Below are 16,372 nucleotides of genomic sequence, written 5' to 3'. Positions count from 1 at the left end.
ATTATGAAAACCTACAAGTTACTGCTTGCAACTACACTATTTTCTTTATTTTTTACTAGCTGTTTTGAAGATAAAGATGATAACCCAATTAATACTCTTGAAATTAATAATTTTGTATATCGTGGTATGGATTCCTATTATTTATATAGAGATTTAGTGGACGATTTAATTGAAGATAAAGCTAATAGTACAACATTTAATAATTATTTAAATGGTTTTGATTCTCCTGAAGCACTTTTTGAAAGCTTAATTTACGACAGGCAAAATACTGATAAATTTAGCTGGATAGTAGACGATTATATTGCACTTGAACAACAGTTTGATGGTATTACAAAATCTAACGGTATGGAGTTTGGATTAGAGCGTTATGTTCCAGGTGGTAATGAGTTGTATGGAATAGTTCGCTTTATATTACCTAATACAAGTGCAGAAACTAACGGATTACAACGTGGTGATTTGTTTAATGCAGTAAATGGTGTACAATTAACAGTAAATAATTGGAGAAGCTTACTGAGCCAAGATAATTTAACTTTAAATCTTGCCGAATATAATAACAATGGAACCTCTACCATAGACGACGATAGTATAGATGCGACTGCTAATACAATAGAACTTTCTGCTATACAGTATGTAGAAAATCCAGTTTTTAAAACAGAAATACTGCAAGTTGAAGGTGAAAATGTTGGTTATCTAATGTATAATGGCTTTGTAGGTAATTTTGATTCTGCTTTAAATACGGCTTTTGCGGAGTTTAAAGCAAATAATGTACAACACTTAGTTGTAGATTTACGCTATAATCCGGGAGGTTCTGTAAACTCTGCTACCTTATTGGGTAGTTTAATTACAGGACAATTTTCTGGTCAAGTTTTTGCAAAACTAAATTACAACAGCATACAACAAAGCAATAATTTTGATTACACTTTTGTTAGTAATAGTAGTGGAGATGTACTTAATATCTTAAACCTTAATAAAGTTTATGTAATAGCCACAGGAGCTTCGGCATCTGCTAGCGAAATGCTTATAAACAGTTTAGATGCTTATATAGAGGTTTTACATGTAGGCACTTTAACTGTTGGAAAATCTCAAGCGTCAATTACACTTTACGATTCACCTAACTTTACAAGAACTGAGGCAGATCCTCGTCATACATATGCCATGCAACCTCTTGTTGCTATTACTGTAAATAAAAACGATTCTCAAGTTCCTGCTCAAGGCTTAACGCCTTTTATAGAAATTGAAGAGCAAATAAATAATTTTGGAGTTTTAGGTGATGAAAACGAACCGCTTTTAGCTGAAGCGTTAGCACATATTGCTGCAACTAATCGCATGCCTAATATTCAAGAAAGTAAGAAAGCTGTTTCTTTATTTGATAGCAACGATTTATTACCACATAGCAAAGAAATGTATATAGAACGATAAAAAAAGAGCCTACAATATGTAGGCTCTTTTAATTTATGGTTTAATTACTTTATAAAAATTACAAACTTAATTTAAATCCAAAACGATAGTTTCTTCCTCTAGTAGAGAATCTAAACACTTCTTCATAATCTTCATCTAAAAGGTTACTAACTCCAGCAAATAACTGCAATTTGTTATCTAATACTTTGTGGTTAATATTAAAGTTGATTAAGCTAAAAGATTCTAAAGTTCTTCTGTTAATAAAGTCTGGTTCGAAAGCAGCAGCTTTTCTGTCTCCTGTATATTGAAAATCTAGAGACATAAACGTTGTATTACACATTTGGTAACCTATACTTGCATTTACTTTTTGTTTTGGTACACGAAATAGTAAAGCATCTTTACTTTCTGTAAACGTATAGTTAGCATTAAACTCTAAAGCTTCTATTGGCTTATATGTTAGTTCTACTTCTACTCCTTTTACTGTAAATTCATCATCAATATTTTGGTACTCGCTTTCAAAAGTGGTAAAGTCTAAAATTATAAAATCAATTGCGTTTTTTTGTAATCTGTTAAAATAAAGTGCACTAAAACGTAATTTATTCTTTAGCACTTTAGCTTCAAAACCACCTTCTAATGTTCTATCTTCTTGAGCCTCTAAATTTTCATTTCCAAAACCTGGTACAAATAATTGATATAAAGATGGTGTTATGTAAGCTGTGCTATAAGAACTCATTAGTTTAATAGAATTGTCTTTAAATTTAAACACATAACTTGGGTTTAAATTATAAACCATGTTACTACCATATTCGCTATGGTTATTTAAACGCAAACCACCATTAATATTCAATCCAAAATCTGATAAATAGGTTGCATTTACATAAACATCTAGATTCTCATCGTTTGCTGTTTGTTCAGAAATAGTTGTAAAATCGTCTATAGTATTCATGTCAGATTTTATATAATTAATACCTAAAACAGTATAAAGGTTTTTACTAAATTTATATTTATTAAAAGCATCTACTACTAAAGATTGCGCATAAAATTGAGCAGGGAAATCAGATTCGAATTCACGTTCTACAGTATTTATAGCTGCATTTACATTAACACTACCTTTAGTATACTTGTATTTGGGTGCTACGCCAAAACGGTATTGTTTGTTATTAGAGGTATTGTTTTCATCTGCTAGAGTAAAACCACCATCAAAACCTGTTCTATAATTATCATAATTTGCATATCCTGTAAGCTCAAAATCATCGTTAAAAGTATAACTAAGCTTTGTATTTGTTGAATATTTAGAAAACACATCACTTTCGTTTTCTGGCTGACCATCAGTTGAACGTATGGCAGACAAACCATCAGTATATGTATTACTAAAATTAACTTGATAGTTAAACTGCTCTATACGTCCTTGAACTCCAACTGCATTAGTAAAGTTATTAATATCAAAATCAGAATCATTTTGAGTATTATTTGTTCCTAAAAAAGAAGAGAAATTAGCACTAATTTTTTCTTCACCTCCTTTTTTTAGTTGAATATTTATAACTGCAGTAGATGCCCTATTTCCATATAATGTACTCGATGCGCCTTTTAAAATCTCTATAGATTCTATTTGATCTAAGCTTAATAAGTTTAAATCAAAATTGTTTTCAATTTGCGAAGGATCATTAACCGCAATTCCATCTATAAGTACTAATATTTGTCGGTTTTGGCCACCACGCACAAAGGTACTTAAAGTGTTTCCTGCTTGACCATATTGACCATTAATTGTAATACCAGACTTAGTGTTAATAATTTCGGCAACCGTTTGTCCCGATTTTTGTTCTAATTCTTGAGCTGTAATTTTAATTACAGTTTTACCAGAATTTTCTCTTTTTAGTTCGAAGCGCGAGTCAGACAGAATTACTTCATCTAAATCAAAAGATTTTGCTTCATTTTCCTGAGTTTGCGAAAACGCAAAGCTTGAGGCTAACATATATAGTAAGCCAAGAACAGTTTTATTGTTCATGTTTAAATTAAATTAAATCGAGAGCGTATAGATTTCCATACAGCAACTTTTATCCCGAAAGTTATACTTATTTGTTTTGAAAATGGCAGGTCTCCTGACTCGTTATATGTTATTATACCTTCCCAGCCAAAGCCAGTGGTTTTGAAGTAATAACACCTTCTATAGAAGTACTAAAAATAATTTCAGTAAAAACTTACAGTTGCGGGAACAGTTCTAGATTTTAACTAGATTCCCTTTTAATCGATTTTGCTTTTTTTTGCGAAATCAAACCAAAATTCGACGCGAAAGTAGAGTGTTTTTTAGTTACAGACTAACAAAATTTACTTTTTCTTATTCATTTTGTAGAATAAATAAATAAAACCAACTAAAAAATGAAGTAAAATAATGCCTCCTACTATATATATTATTAAATTTGAATTATTATTCATGGTCTAGATTTTAATATAAATTTACAAGAATTTCACCTACCTAAATGTCACTAATGTTACCAAACAAACCTTTTTTATTGTTTTTATTTTCATTCTCAATTTTACTGAATTGTAAAGAAGCGACTCAAAACTTAACACCTGATGATTTTTATATTGAAGAAGGAGATAATACTAAAAACAATTATGCAGAAGGTTTTTTAGTAACAAAAAATAATAACCACAGTATTTTAGAAATAAAAAATCCTTGGCCTGAAAGCAACCAAACCTTTAAATATGTTTTAATTTCTAAAGAAGAAGCTGCGAAAACAACATTTAATAATGATGCGTATGATGGTATTATTATTACACCAGTTCAAAAAATAGTTGTAACCTCTACCACACACATTCCTGCATTAGAACTTTTAGGAGTAGAACAAACTTTAGTTGGGTTTCCTGGAACAGATTATGTCTCTTCTAATAAAACAAGAGCGAGAATAGATAATAAAAACATTAGAGAACTTGGTAAAAATGAAGGTCTAAATACAGAAGTGCTTTTGGAATTAAATCCAGATGTAGTTGTTGCTTTTGGTGTAGATGGAAAAAGCAAGTCTCTAGAAACAATAAAAAAAGCTAGTATTCCAGTAATTTATAATGGCGATTGGATAGAAAAATCTGCACTTGCAAAAGCAGAATGGATCAAGTTTTTTGGCGCACTTTATAACAAGGAGAAAGAAGCCGATTCTATATTTAATACCATTAAACAAGATTACAATGAAGCAAAAATATTAGCTCAAAACGCTAATGCTAAACCTACTATTTTATGTGGAGCGATGTATAAAGATATTTGGTATTTGCCAAATGGAACAAGCACAGAAGCCCAACTTTTAAAAGATGGCAACACTAATTATTTATGGAGCCACACTAAGGACAAAGGCAGTATACCACTTAACTTTGAAATTGTATTTAATAAAGCACAAAATGCAGATTTTTGGTTGAGTCCATCTTACTATACTAGCAAAGACGCTCTATTAAAAGGCAGTTCGCATTATTCTAAATTTAATGCTTTTAAAAACGATAATATTTATACGTTTGCAAATACCACAGGAGAAACTGGTGGTGTTTTATATTACGAATTAGGTACAGCAAGACCAGATTTAGTTTTAAAAGACATTGTTAAAATTTGCCATCCAGAACTACTACCAGACTACAATACTTTTTTCTTTAAAAAATTAAAATAGAATACGGATTTACATTACATGAGCAAAAACTATAAATACAATTTTATAATACTTATAATAATACTTGTTATACTCTTTTTTGCGAATGTAAGTTTGGGCTCTATCTCAATACCATTTAAAACCATATTACATAGTTTTTTTGCTCACGCAGAAGATTATACTAGACAAGAATACATTATTCAAAACTATAGGCTACCAAAAGCAATAACAGCCATTTTGGTAGGTTCTGGATTAGGAATTTCAGGATTATTAATGCAAACGCTTTTTCGTAATCCATTAGCAGGTCCTTTTGTTTTAGGTATTACTTCTGGCGCAAGTTTAGGTGTCGCGCTTTTAATAATGGGTTCTTCGGTTTTTGGTGGCTTTTTTGCAACGCTTTTAGTATCAAAATGGAGTTTAGTTATTGCTGCTAGCTTAGGTAGTTTTTTGGTGTTATTAACGGTTTTAATAGTATCGTCTAAAGTAAGAGATACTATGGCTATTTTAATTATTGGGCTTATGTTTGGCAGTATTACAGCTGCAGTTGTAAGCGTACTCTCCTATTTTAGTTCTGCCGAAGAATTACAGCAATACATTTTTTGGGGATTTGGTAGTTTAGGCGATTTACAATGGAAAGAACTTAAAATATTTGCTATTATTTACACTATTGGTATTCTGTTTAGTATAGCATCTATAAAAGCACTAAACACGCTTTTATTAGGCGAAAACTATGCAAAAAGTTTAGGTTTAAATTTAAAACAAAGTCGTCTTATTATAATTATAGCTACTAGTTTATTAGCAGGAACTATAACTGCCTTTGCAGGACCAATTGCATTTATTGGTTTGGCAATTCCGCACATTACCAGACAGATTTTTAATACCTCTAACCATAGATTATTATTACCAGCAGTGTTCTTATTTGGTGCAATTGTGATGCTTATTTGCGATAGTATAGCTCAATTACCAAATACAGATTATACTTTACCTATTAATGCAATTACTAGTTTAATTGGTGCTCCTGTTGTGGTTTGGTTATTAGTTAGAAAACGTAAAATGGTATTTTAAATGAAAAGCAAAAACCAACATACCATCCTAAAAACAAAAAACCTTTTCATTGGTTACCAGTCTAAAAAGACTACAACTATTGTGGCTTCAAATATTAATTTAAATTTACAAAAAGGAGAATTAATAGGTTTAGTAGGTGGAAATGGTGTTGGTAAATCTACATTACTACGCACAATTACAAACGTGCAACCTATTTTACATGGAGAAATAAGCATTCATAACAAACCAATAAATCAATATGCAGCCAAAGATTTAGCAAAAGTGCAAAGTTTGGTACTAACAGAGCAGATTGCTTCTAAAAATTTATCTGTTTTCGAGCTCATTGCTTTAGGTAGACAACCTTACACTAATTGGGTTGGAAACCTATCGAATCAAGATTTAGAAATAATAAACAAAGCCATTTCGCAAACAAATATAGAGTCTTTAAAATTTAAAAGATGCTTCGAACTTAGCGACGGACAACTACAAAAAGTAATGATTGCAAGAGCTTTAGCTCAAGATACAGACCTTATTATTCTAGATGAACCCACAACTCATTTAGATATGTATCACAAAGCATACATATTAAAACTACTTCAAAAAATAACTAAAGAGACTGGTAAAACGATACTTTTCTCCTCTCATGAAATAGATTTAGCAATACAATTATGCGATACTATAATTGTAATGACAAATACTGAAGTGATTTGCGATGCGCCTTGTAATCTTATAGAAAAAGGGACATTTAACACTTTATTTCCAAAAGATTTAATTGCTTTTGATGACAAAACAGGAAGTTTTAGAGTAAAAAAATAGTATTCAGTTTACAGTCTCAGTTTGTGAGTCTTCCACTCAAATTTATTTATCTTTGATAAAATTCAATGTTTTAAATGAACGATAACCTAATTCTTATACTTGCTATTTTAATTTCATCTATAATTGGAGCCTACTTAGGTATGCTCGTTACAAAATTAAAAAGCAAAAGCGAAAAAAGTACTCTTGAAGAACGAAACACTAATTTACAACAACAGTTAAACGACTTTAAGCAATTCTCGGAATCCGAAAACCAAAAACAAAATCATAATTTCGATGTTAAACTAACGGAGTTAAGAGATGTTATTTCAAAAATTGAAGCAGAGCGTGAAGCTATTCGTCGTGAAAAAGATTTTTTAAATACCGAATTAACACGTAGAAATTCAGAATACGAAAACCTTCAACAACTTAATATAAAAAGAGACGAAGAATTAGAAGAACGCCAAAAGCAATTGCGCACAGATTTCGAAAATTTAGCCAATAAAATCCTAGATGCTAAGTCTGAAAAATTTACACTTCAGAACAAAGAAAACATTAAGAATATATTAAATCCGCTTCAAGAAAAAATTAAAACGTTTGAAGAGAAAGTAGATTCTACACAAAAAGAAAGTATCTCGATGCACTCGGCTTTAAAAGAACAATTGCTAGGTCTAAAAGATTTAAACCAACAAATGACAAAAGAAGCCACTAACCTCACACGAGCCTTAAAAGGCGATAGTAAAATGCAAGGAAATTGGGGTGAATTAGTACTTGAACGTGTACTTGAAAAATCTGGTTTAGAAAAAGATAGAGAATATTTTGTACAACAAAGTTTTACCAGAGAAGATGGCACAAGAGTATTACCAGATATTGTATTACACTTACCAGACAACAAAAAAATGATGATTGATAGTAAAGTCTCTTTAACAGATTACGAACGTTATGTAAATGCATATGATGAAGACCGTGAAACCTATTTAAAAGCACATATTAATTCTATAAGAAGACACGTAGACCAGCTCTCTGATAAAAAATATGAAGATTTATACGATATAGAAAGTCCAGATTTTGTTTTGCTTTTTATACCTATAGAACCAGCATTTGCTGTTGCTATTAATGCTGATAATTCGATTTACAACAAAGCTTTCGAAAAGAATATTGTAATTGTAACACCTGCTACACTTCTAGCTACTTTACGCACTGTAGATAGCATGTGGAATAACGAAAAACAACAACAAAATGCCATAGAAATTGCACGTCAAGCTGGTGCCTTATACGATAAATTTCATGGTCTTGTAACAGATTTAACTGGTGTTGGTAAGAAAATTGATGACGCCAAAAAAGATTATTCTGCTGCTATGAACAAATTAGTAGATGGCAAAGGAAACTTAATTACAAGCGTTGAAAAAATAAAAAAATTAGGAGCGAAAGCAAAAAAAGCTTTACCAGAAAAAATTATTAAGCGCGCCAACGAAGACTTTTAATTACTAAAAAACGACTATGAAATTTCTTTTTAAAACAGGTATTGTAATTGTAATGCTAATAGCTGGTTATTTTGCTTTTATTTATTATGTATCTTAGCGCAACCAGAATCTCCAGAACCTGGTTGTACCCAAATGTTTTTAAATAAAGAATTGCCTAAAAGTTCTCCATTGGCTTTACAGTTTAATGCAACACCTCCAGAAAGGCATAAATTATCTAAACCAGTAAGTTCTTTTGCGTAAGCTAATATTGTAATAATAATATCTTCTATAACTGCTTGAATTGAGCAAGCTATGTCGCAATAAAAATCATCCATTTTATCTTCTAATTGCCTTTGTGGTTTTCCAAAAACATTACAAAATTTAGAGTTTATTGTAGATTTTCCTTTTTCGAAAGCGAAACAATCTAAATTTAATTCTATTAGTCCTGTGTTATCATAACTAACAATATGGTCTAAAATCTGTTGTTTATAAATTGGCTTTCCATAAGGTGCTAAACCCATGAGTTTGTATTCACCTGAATTTACCATAAAACCACAATATTGTGTAAATGCAGAATATAACAACCCTACGGAATGTGGATAATGTTGCTCTTTAATAATCTCTATTGTATTGTTTTTTCCAACAGAAATTGTAGTACATGCTTTTTCTCCTACTCCATCTATAGTTACAATTACTGCCTCTTTATAAGGAGAGGTAAAAAAACTTCCTGCAGCATGAGCTTCATGATGTTCGGTATAAATAATTTCGCCTTTATAATTTAATTCTTTAGCGATGGTACTTGACACCCAAAGTTTACTTTTTAACCAAGACATGAGTGTCTTTCTAAATAAATTAAAAGTAAATGGTGCTTGGTTTTGTAATGTGTTAATAATACGATCGAACTTTATAAAAGGCTTCTCGTAGAAAACAACTAAATCTACAGATGCGATATCTATTTCTGCTTTTTGTAAACAAAAGTTAATGGCTTCTATAGGAAATGCTGAATCATGCTTTATTCTGGTAAAACGTTCTTCTTGTACTGCTGCAATAATTTTACCTTCGTAAATTAAACATGCTGCTGAGTCATGATAAAACGCTGAAATACCTATAATATAACTCACTTAGTGATTGTTTAAAAAGAAAAAAATTAAAACTGTAAATGTTACTATTTACTTAAATACATTTTTCTACGCGAATATAAGTTATAAAACTCATCATCTTTTAAATCATCTATAAATAAGATACTTTCTCCAGTACTCTTCATTTCTGGTCCTAATTTCTTATTGACATTATGGAATTTATCGAAAGAAAATACAGGTTGTTTAATAGCGTATCCTTTTAATTGTGGATTAAAATTAAAATCGGTTACTTTCTTTTCACCTAACATAACTTTTGTAGCATAGTTTACATAAGGTTGTCCATAAGCTTTTGCAATAAATGGAACCGTTCTTGATGCTCTTGGATTGGCTTCTATAATGTAAACCATGTCATCCTTTATAGCGAATTGAATATTTATTAATCCAACAGTATTTAAAGCCAAAGCTATTTTTTTAGTATGGTCTTTTATTTGTTGCATCACTAAATTACCCAAATTAAAAGGTGGAAGCAAGGCGTTACTATCTCCAGAGTGAATTCCACAAGGTTCAATATGTTCCATAATACCTATTATTTGAACATTTTCGCCATCGCAAATAGCATCTGCCTCTGCTTCTATTGCGCCATCTAAATAATGATCTAACAATAATTGATTTCCAGGCATACGTCTTAATAAGTCTACTACATGTTCCTCTAGTTCTTGCTTATTAATTACTATTTTCATGCCTTGTCCTCCAAGTACATAAGATGGTCTAACTAAAATTGGAAAATCTAAAACATCTGCAATTGCTGCTGCTTCATCTGCTGTTGTAGCGATATCAAACTGTGGATATGGAATATTATTTTCTTTTAACAAATTAGAAAACAACCCTCTATCTTCGGCTAGATCTAAAGATTCGAAACTTGTTCCTAAAATCTTAATGCCATATTTAGATAATTTTTCTGCAAGCTTTAAAGCAGTTTGTCCACCTAATTGTACAATAACACCTTCGGGTTTTTCATGTCTAATAATATCATAAATATGTTCCCAAAAAACAGGTTCGAAATATAGCTTATCTGCGGTATCAAAATCGGTTGAAACGGTTTCAGGATTACAGTTAATCATGATGGTTTCGTAACCACATTCTGCAGCTGCTAGAATACCATGTACACAGCAGTAATCGAACTCAATTCCTTGACCTATTCTATTTGGACCAGAACCTAAAACAATGACTTTTTTTCTATCTGTAACAATACTTTCATTATCTGCAAAACGTTTACCATCTGCAGTTTCAACATCGCTTTCAAAAGTTGAATAATAATATGGTGTTTTTGCTTTAAACTCTGCAGCACAAGTATCTACTAACTTATAGACTCTGTTAATACCTAGTTCTTCTCTTTTATTATAAACTTGACTCTCTAAACAACCTAACATATGTGCTATTTGTCTGTCACCATAGCCTTTTTGTTTAGCTTCCAGCAATAAATCTTTTTGAATAGTATCTATTGTAAATGTAGAAATCTCTTTTTCTATGAAATATAATTCTTCATATTGCTTTAAAAACCACATATCTATTTTTGTGATTTCATGAATACGACTTAGTGGTATTCCCATTTGTATGGCATCGTAAATAGCAAAAACACGATCCCAACTTGCGTAAGTTAATTTCTGTATTATTTGGTCGTAATCTTTATAGCCTTTCCCATCAGCTCCTAATCCATTACGCTTAATTTCTAAAGATTGTGTTGCTTTATGAAGCGCTTCTTGGAAACTTCTACCAATGCCCATGACTTCACCAACAGATTTCATTTGTAAACCTAAACGTCTATCGCTTCCTTCAAATTTGTCGAAATTCCAACGCGGAATTTTTACAATAACGTAATCTAAAGTAGGTTCGAATAATGCTGAAGTAGATTTTGTAATCTGGTTTTGCAACTCGTCTAAATGATAACCTAAAGCTAATTTTGCAGCAATTTTAGCAATAGGATAACCTGTTGCTTTACTTGCTAATGCTGAAGAACGCGATACTCTTGGATTAATTTCTATAGCAATTATGTCTTCGTTTTTATCTGGACTTATAGCAAATTGCACATTACACCCACCAGCAAAATCGCCAATATTACGCATCATGTGAATTGCCATATCACGCATTTTTTGGTACGTTTTATCACTTAATGTCATTTCTGGAGCAACAGTAATTGAATCTCCAGTATGAATTCCAATAGGATCCATATTTTCTATTGAACATATAATAACTACGTTACCATTGGAGTCTCTAAGTAATTCTAATTCATATTCTTTCCAACCAATTAAGGCTTTATCGATCATGACTTCATGGATAGGCGAAATTTCTAATCCACGTGTTAATAACTCATCAAAATCTTCTTCTTTATAAACAAAAGAAGCTCCTGCTCCACCTAAAGTAAAGGATGCTCTAATAATTAATTGAAAACCAAATTCTTGTGCAATTTCTTTGCCTTTTAAATAAGAATTAGCTGTAGCTTGAGGTGCCATTGGCACACCAATTTTAAGCATTAATTCTCTAAACTGTTCTCTATCTTCAGTAATATTAATGGCATCTATATTTACACCTATAATTTCTACACCAAAGTCATCCCAAATTCCTTTTTCGTCTGTTTCTATACAAAGATTTAAGGCTGTTTGTCCACCCATTGTTGGTAAAACAGCATCAATTTGAGGATGCTCTTTTAATATTTTTATAATAGACTTTGTGGTTAAAGGCAACAAGTAAACATGATCTGCCATACTTGGATCAGTCATAATTGTTGCTGGATTAGAGTTGATTAAAATAGTTTCAATTCCATCTTCTCTTAAAGATCTTAGAGCTTGTGTACCAGAGTAATCAAACTCACAAGCTTGACCAATAATAATTGGACCTGAACCAATAATTAGAATAGATTTTAATTTAGGATTTTTTGGCATTTTTCTAGTTTTTTTAACGATTTCAAAAATAGGCAATCAATGGATATAAAAAAAGGCGTTACACCTAAGTAACGCCTTTAAAATATTAACAATTGTTAATCATTATTTTTTATGTCTAGTTTCAGATGAAACAGATATTTTCTTTCTTCCTTTTGCTCTTCTACGAGCTAATACCTTTCTACCATTAGCAGAAGCCATTCTTTCTCTAAAACCATGTTTATTTCTTCTCTTTCTTTTTGATGGCTGAAACGTTCTTTTTGGCATTGTCTTATATTTTTAAATCTGGATTGTAAATATTTTATTTGTTTTAGCTTTCCTCTAAAACCGAGCGCAAATATACAACGACTTTTTTATTTCACAAACCTTATTTTAAAATATTTTATTAAGTTTATTTTAAACCTAAAATTTAATGTTATTTACTATGTATTATGGAGTATACTGTCCATAAATACAATTTTTATAGATTGCTATTTCAGAAAAAATGAGTTTCTTTGTACTCTAAAATTACAATTAAACAAATTACAATGTATAATAAAGTATTTAAATTAATAATTGCAGGTTTAATTATAGCTACTGCTGTATGGCAGTTTACAGAAGGTGGTATAGGAAATGGAATCGCGCTTATTTTCTTAGCTCTAATTTTTGTATTCTTATATTTTAAAAATGAGCTTATACTACTTGCATTCTTAAAATTACGTAAACAAGATTTTCCAGGTGCCCAAAAATGGTTAAATAAAATTAAAAATCCTGAAGCAGCTTTAGTAACAAAACAACAAGGTTACTATAATTACTTGCAAGGCATTATGGTATCTCAAACAGATATGAATCTTGCCGAAAAGCACTTTAAAAAAGCAGTGAATCTTGGTTTAAGTATGGATCAAGACATGGCTATGACTAAATTAAACTTAGCTGGAATTGCTTTTTCTAAGCGTAGAAAACAAGAAGCAACAAAACTTATTAATGAAGCTCAAAAATTAGATAAACAGGGCATGTTAAAAGAGCAAATTAAAGAAATGAAAGCTAATATGAAGCGTGCTCAAGGTGTTCCCAATCAACATTTTGGACAAGGTGGCTCTATGAGAGCTCAACGAAGAGCTTCTAGATAACAATAAAAACTACACAACCAACAAAAAAGCTCACATAAGTGGGCTTTTTTGTTGGTTTTATTATTGAATTGAAGTTTTAAAATTTTGTTTGGGCTATTTACTAAAAAACATTTTTACAGCCACAAGAACTAAAAGTACACTGAACATTTTTTTTAAAAGTGTTTCGTTTATTGAAATTGCTATTTTAGTCCCAAAATAGCCTCCTAAAACAAAGCAAACCGCAATAATTAATGCATATTTAAAATTAAGTGGTTGTGTTCCTGTTTTATGGTATGTATATGCAGCCAAAAAAGTAACAGGGACTACAAGTACAGCTAAACTTGTACCTTGTGCTTGATGCTGCGTGTAACCTAAAGCAAAAACCAATAAAGGCACCATTATTACACCACCTCCCACACCAAACATACCACTAAACAATCCTGCTAGTAATCCAACAATTATTAGAATAAGTAGTATTTGTAAATCCATTTTTGTTTTCATTTATCTAGTTATCTAAAGTAAAGGCGCCCAAAGTTTACAATAAGCTTCTTTTAACTTTTCAAGGTTAGATCTATTTTTCCAAATTTCAAGAGACATTTCAATTGAATTTTTTAAATCTTCTATGAAGATATCTTTTAAATTTTCACTTGTTTTCTTATCGTAAAAGAATGCATTAATTTCAAAATTAATACTAAAACTTCGGTAATCCATATTAGAAGTTCCAATTGTAGAAATTATGCCATCTACAACTAGTGTTTTTGCGTGTAAAAATCCTTTAGTATAACGATATATTTTAATATCAGCATCAAAAAGACGCTGTAAGTAAGAATTTGTTGCATACTTAGCAGTCCAAGAGTCACTCTCATTCGGGATTAGTAACCTAACATCTACTCCACTTCGTGATGCTATTTGTAAAGCCATAATAATTTCATCATTAGGAATAAAATAGGGTGTTGTAATATAAATATATTTTTTTGCAGATGTAATCGCAGAAAAAAGGGCATCCAAAATATTTGGCCAATCTGTATCTGGTCCACTTGCGGCAATTTGTATTGCTAATTTAGCTTTACAAGGCTTTTTTGGAAAGTAATTTGCAATAATATTTATTTTTGAATTTGAAACAAATTCCCAATTTATTAGAAATTGAATCTGTAAAGTTATAACAGCTTCTCCTTCTATACGAATATGTGTGTCTCTCCAGTATTTATTTTTGTCAGGAGCATTAACATAGTCGTCTGCAATATTAATACCTCCAAGATATCCTATGTTTCCATCTATAACAACTATTTTTCTATGATTTCTATAATTCATTCTACTGGTAAACTTAGGATATAAAACAGGCATGAACGCGTAAAATTCAATTCCGCTATCAATAATTTTTTGCTTCATATCTCCTGAAATACTTGCGCCAACATCATCAACACTTAGTCTTACTTCAATTCCTAATTTAGCTTTTTTACAAAGTAAATTTAAAAGCTCAGTGCCTATTGTATCGTCTTTTAATATGTAATATTCTAAATGAATATGGTGTTTGGCTGCATTAATATCTTCAAAAAGTTTTTTAAACTTATTCTCTCCATTTTTAAGAATCTTTACCTTATTGTAAAGTGTTAAAGGCGTTTTGTCATTGTTTTGAATCAGCTTTACTAATCTTATTTTTTCATTTAAAAAATGATCTTCAAGATCTTCTAGTGCTTTGTTATCGAGATTTAACTGACTATTAAGTTCTTTAATAATTTGCTTATTAAGAATATTCTTTCTGTTAAATATTTTAGTTTTCCTGTATTCTTGACCAAATAAATAATAAATCAAAAGTCCTAAAAATGGAAAAAACACTAGCACAATAATATATGTTAGTGTTTTTGTAGGATTTAAGTTTCTGTAAAAGATTGTAATTACTGCCGAAATAGTTAGTAAATAATTTAAAACTATTATTATTACAAGCCAATTTTCTTTAAGAAATTCAATCATTTAAGGTGTCGTAGAATAATGTCCTTTCTCTGGTATCTCTATGTAATATTGCTTTCTTGAAGCGTTGTTTAACTTATTCTCTCTAAGCCATGGATTATGGATTTTAAGAATCTTATAATTAATTCCAAATCCTTTAGCAAAAGAAGCAAAATCTGTTACCACTGTATCTACACCAACTTTATAAGTTGTTACTGCAGTGTATAAATCTTTGTTTCTAAAGTTAAAGCCATATTTTTTAGGATGTGATAAAATCTCTTTTAAAGCAATAATTCTAAAGACATAACGACCTGTTTCTTCGCCCAAAAGCAAATCGTAGTAATTCTCGACCTTTTGCTCGTCTAATCGTTTAGAAATTCCATAGTTCCCTGCATTGTATGCAGCAGCAGCATTAGTCCAAGATCCCAAACGCTCTTTAGATTTTTTTAAATAATCGCATGCTACTTTTGTAGCCATCTCTAAATGATAACGTTCATCTACATTATCGTTAACCTCCAATCCATTTTCTCTTCCTGTAGCTTTCATAATTTGCCAAAAACCACTTGCTCCAGCAGGAGACCTTGCATTTGTAAGTCCACTTTCTATTACAGCTAAATATTTAAAATCGTCTGGTATCCCATTTTTAGCTAAAATAGGTTCGATTACCGGAAAATACTTTTGTGCACGTTTAAACATTAACAAACCATTAGACTGCCAATAAGTGTTTACTAGTAATTCTTTATCCATACGTTCTAATATATCTGGATTAGCTAATGGCACAGGCTCACCAGCAAATTCTAAATAATCTGGAACTTTTAATGCATATATATTGTAATCGTTTATAATTTTCTTTTCTAAATTCTCATCTGTTGGTGCATCTTGAAAGGCATTTATAAATAATGCTGCTAAACATAAAAAACCAATTCCAGCCAATACTTTTTGTACAATTTTCATCATCGTTTCGTTTTTTATAAAATTATGATAATTTACTATTAA

The 16,372-nt window shown here is 30.7% G+C and carries 13 protein-coding genes and 1 riboswitch; of the genes, 6 read left to right on the top strand and 7 right to left on the bottom strand.

All coding sequences use genetic code 11. The annotated features are described in order from the left end of the window. Positions 1-3 precede the first annotated feature (3 nt). Positions 4-1,419, top strand: a complete 1,416-nt coding sequence (locus tag P8H50_RS07615) for a S41 family peptidase (RefSeq protein ID WP_300207392.1) — start codon at positions 4-6, stop codon at positions 1,417-1,419. 58 nt (positions 1,420-1,477) lie between these two features. Here the strand turns inward: P8H50_RS07615 and P8H50_RS07610 are convergent, their stop codons facing one another. Then, the gene (locus P8H50_RS07610) at positions 1,478-3,403 is read right to left on the bottom strand and encodes a TonB-dependent receptor plug domain-containing protein (protein WP_300207390.1); all 1,926 of its coding nucleotides are present in this window, start codon (positions 3,401-3,403) and stop codon (positions 1,478-1,480) included. Positions 3,404-3,469: 66 nt separating this feature from the next. After that, positions 3,470-3,692, bottom strand: a riboswitch (cobalamin riboswitch). A 192-nt stretch (positions 3,693-3,884) separates the two neighbouring features. On the opposite strand from P8H50_RS07610, the gene P8H50_RS07605 reads away from it, so the two are divergent. The 4 genes from P8H50_RS07605 to rmuC all read left to right on the top strand — a co-directional run bounded on the left by P8H50_RS07605 (position 3,885) and on the right by rmuC (position 8,347). Next, positions 3,885-5,048 carry an ABC transporter substrate-binding protein gene (locus P8H50_RS07605; RefSeq protein WP_300207388.1) on the top strand — a complete coding sequence of 388 codons (1,164 nt, stop codon included), beginning with the start codon at positions 3,885-3,887 and terminating at the stop codon, positions 5,046-5,048. Between the two features lie 18 nt (positions 5,049-5,066). Beyond that, positions 5,067-6,092 (top strand): iron ABC transporter permease, encoded by a 1,026-nt coding sequence (locus P8H50_RS07600; RefSeq protein WP_300207386.1) that lies wholly within the window; start codon positions 5,067-5,069, stop codon positions 6,090-6,092. After that, the gene (locus tag P8H50_RS07595; protein ID WP_300207384.1) at positions 6,093-6,887 is read left to right on the top strand and encodes an ABC transporter ATP-binding protein; all 795 of its coding nucleotides are present in this window, start codon (positions 6,093-6,095) and stop codon (positions 6,885-6,887) included. A gap of 74 nt (positions 6,888-6,961) precedes the next feature. After that, positions 6,962-8,347, top strand: coding sequence for a DNA recombination protein RmuC (gene rmuC / locus P8H50_RS07590; protein ID WP_300207381.1), 1,386 nt, complete (start codon positions 6,962-6,964; stop codon positions 8,345-8,347). Between the two features lie 77 nt (positions 8,348-8,424). Here the strand turns inward: rmuC and P8H50_RS07585 are convergent, their stop codons facing one another. The 3 genes from P8H50_RS07585 to rpmH form a co-directional block, all read right to left on the bottom strand. Continuing rightward, on the bottom strand, positions 8,425-9,447 hold the full coding sequence (locus tag P8H50_RS07585) for a carbamoyltransferase N-terminal domain-containing protein (RefSeq protein WP_300207378.1): 1,023 nt from the start codon (positions 9,445-9,447) through the stop codon (positions 8,425-8,427). 44 nt (positions 9,448-9,491) lie between these two features. Then, the gene (gene carB / locus P8H50_RS07580) at positions 9,492-12,344 is read right to left on the bottom strand and encodes a carbamoyl-phosphate synthase large subunit (RefSeq protein WP_300207375.1); all 2,853 of its coding nucleotides are present in this window, start codon (positions 12,342-12,344) and stop codon (positions 9,492-9,494) included. A gap of 102 nt (positions 12,345-12,446) precedes the next feature. Next, complete coding sequence (rpmH, locus tag P8H50_RS07575) at positions 12,447-12,608, bottom strand: 50S ribosomal protein L34 (RefSeq protein WP_028281753.1); 162 nt, start codon at positions 12,606-12,608, stop codon at positions 12,447-12,449. A gap of 260 nt (positions 12,609-12,868) precedes the next feature. Here rpmH and P8H50_RS07570 point away from each other — a divergent pair, with 260 nt between their 5' ends. Next, a complete protein-coding gene (locus P8H50_RS07570; protein ID WP_300207372.1) occupies positions 12,869-13,450 on the top strand; it encodes a DUF2892 domain-containing protein in 582 nt (193 codons plus the stop codon). Positions 13,451-13,543: 93 nt separating this feature from the next. Here the strand turns inward: P8H50_RS07570 and P8H50_RS07565 are convergent, their stop codons facing one another. Genes P8H50_RS07565 through P8H50_RS07555 form a run of 3 tightly spaced genes read right to left on the bottom strand, consistent with a single transcriptional unit; the run spans position 13,544 to position 16,330 of the window. Continuing rightward, positions 13,544-13,930: a sulfite exporter TauE/SafE family protein gene (locus P8H50_RS07565; protein ID WP_300207370.1), complete on the bottom strand. Its 387-nt coding sequence runs from the start codon at positions 13,928-13,930 to the stop codon at positions 13,544-13,546. A gap of 12 nt (positions 13,931-13,942) precedes the next feature. Further along, on the bottom strand, positions 13,943-15,400 hold the full coding sequence (gene cls / locus P8H50_RS07560; protein ID WP_300207367.1) for a cardiolipin synthase: 1,458 nt from the start codon (positions 15,398-15,400) through the stop codon (positions 13,943-13,945). Then, on the bottom strand, positions 15,401-16,330 hold the full coding sequence (locus P8H50_RS07555) for a lytic transglycosylase domain-containing protein (RefSeq protein WP_300207542.1): 930 nt from the start codon (positions 16,328-16,330) through the stop codon (positions 15,401-15,403). Between the last annotated feature and the right edge of the window lie 42 nt (positions 16,331-16,372).

The sequence above is a fragment of the Lacinutrix sp. genome (assembly GCF_029238095.1).
GTDB lineage: Bacteria > Bacteroidota > Bacteroidia > Flavobacteriales > Flavobacteriaceae > Lacinutrix.
The sequence above is the reverse complement of the archived record's forward strand: the minus strand, read 5'-3'. Positions and strand labels throughout refer to the sequence as shown.

Excerpts from the sequence above, each read along its gene's own strand:
- carB (WP_300207375.1), bottom strand. The coding sequence starts at position 12,344 with ATGCCAAAAAATCCTAAATTAAAATCTATTCTAATTATTGGTTCAGGT.
- P8H50_RS07615 (WP_300207392.1), top strand. The coding sequence starts at position 4 with ATGAAAACCTACAAGTTACTGCTTGCAACTACACTATTTTCTTTATTT.
- P8H50_RS07610 (WP_300207390.1), bottom strand. The coding sequence starts at position 3,403 with ATGAACAATAAAACTGTTCTTGGCTTACTATATATGTTAGCCTCAAGC.
- P8H50_RS07595 (WP_300207384.1), top strand. The coding sequence starts at position 6,093 with ATGAAAAGCAAAAACCAACATACCATCCTAAAAACAAAAAACCTTTTC.
- P8H50_RS07605 (WP_300207388.1), top strand. The coding sequence starts at position 3,885 with ATGTTACCAAACAAACCTTTTTTATTGTTTTTATTTTCATTCTCAATT.
- rmuC (WP_300207381.1), top strand. The coding sequence starts at position 6,962 with ATGAACGATAACCTAATTCTTATACTTGCTATTTTAATTTCATCTATA.
- P8H50_RS07565 (WP_300207370.1), bottom strand. The coding sequence starts at position 13,930 with ATGAAAACAAAAATGGATTTACAAATACTACTTATTCTAATAATTGTT.
- P8H50_RS07570 (WP_300207372.1), top strand. The coding sequence starts at position 12,869 with ATGTATAATAAAGTATTTAAATTAATAATTGCAGGTTTAATTATAGCT.
- P8H50_RS07555 (WP_300207542.1), bottom strand. The coding sequence starts at position 16,330 with ATGAAAATTGTACAAAAAGTATTGGCTGGAATTGGTTTTTTATGTTTA.
- cls (WP_300207367.1), bottom strand. The coding sequence starts at position 15,400 with ATGATTGAATTTCTTAAAGAAAATTGGCTTGTAATAATAATAGTTTTA.
- P8H50_RS07600 (WP_300207386.1), top strand. The coding sequence starts at position 5,067 with ATGAGCAAAAACTATAAATACAATTTTATAATACTTATAATAATACTT.
- rpmH (WP_028281753.1), bottom strand. The coding sequence starts at position 12,608 with ATGCCAAAAAGAACGTTTCAGCCATCAAAAAGAAAGAGAAGAAATAAA.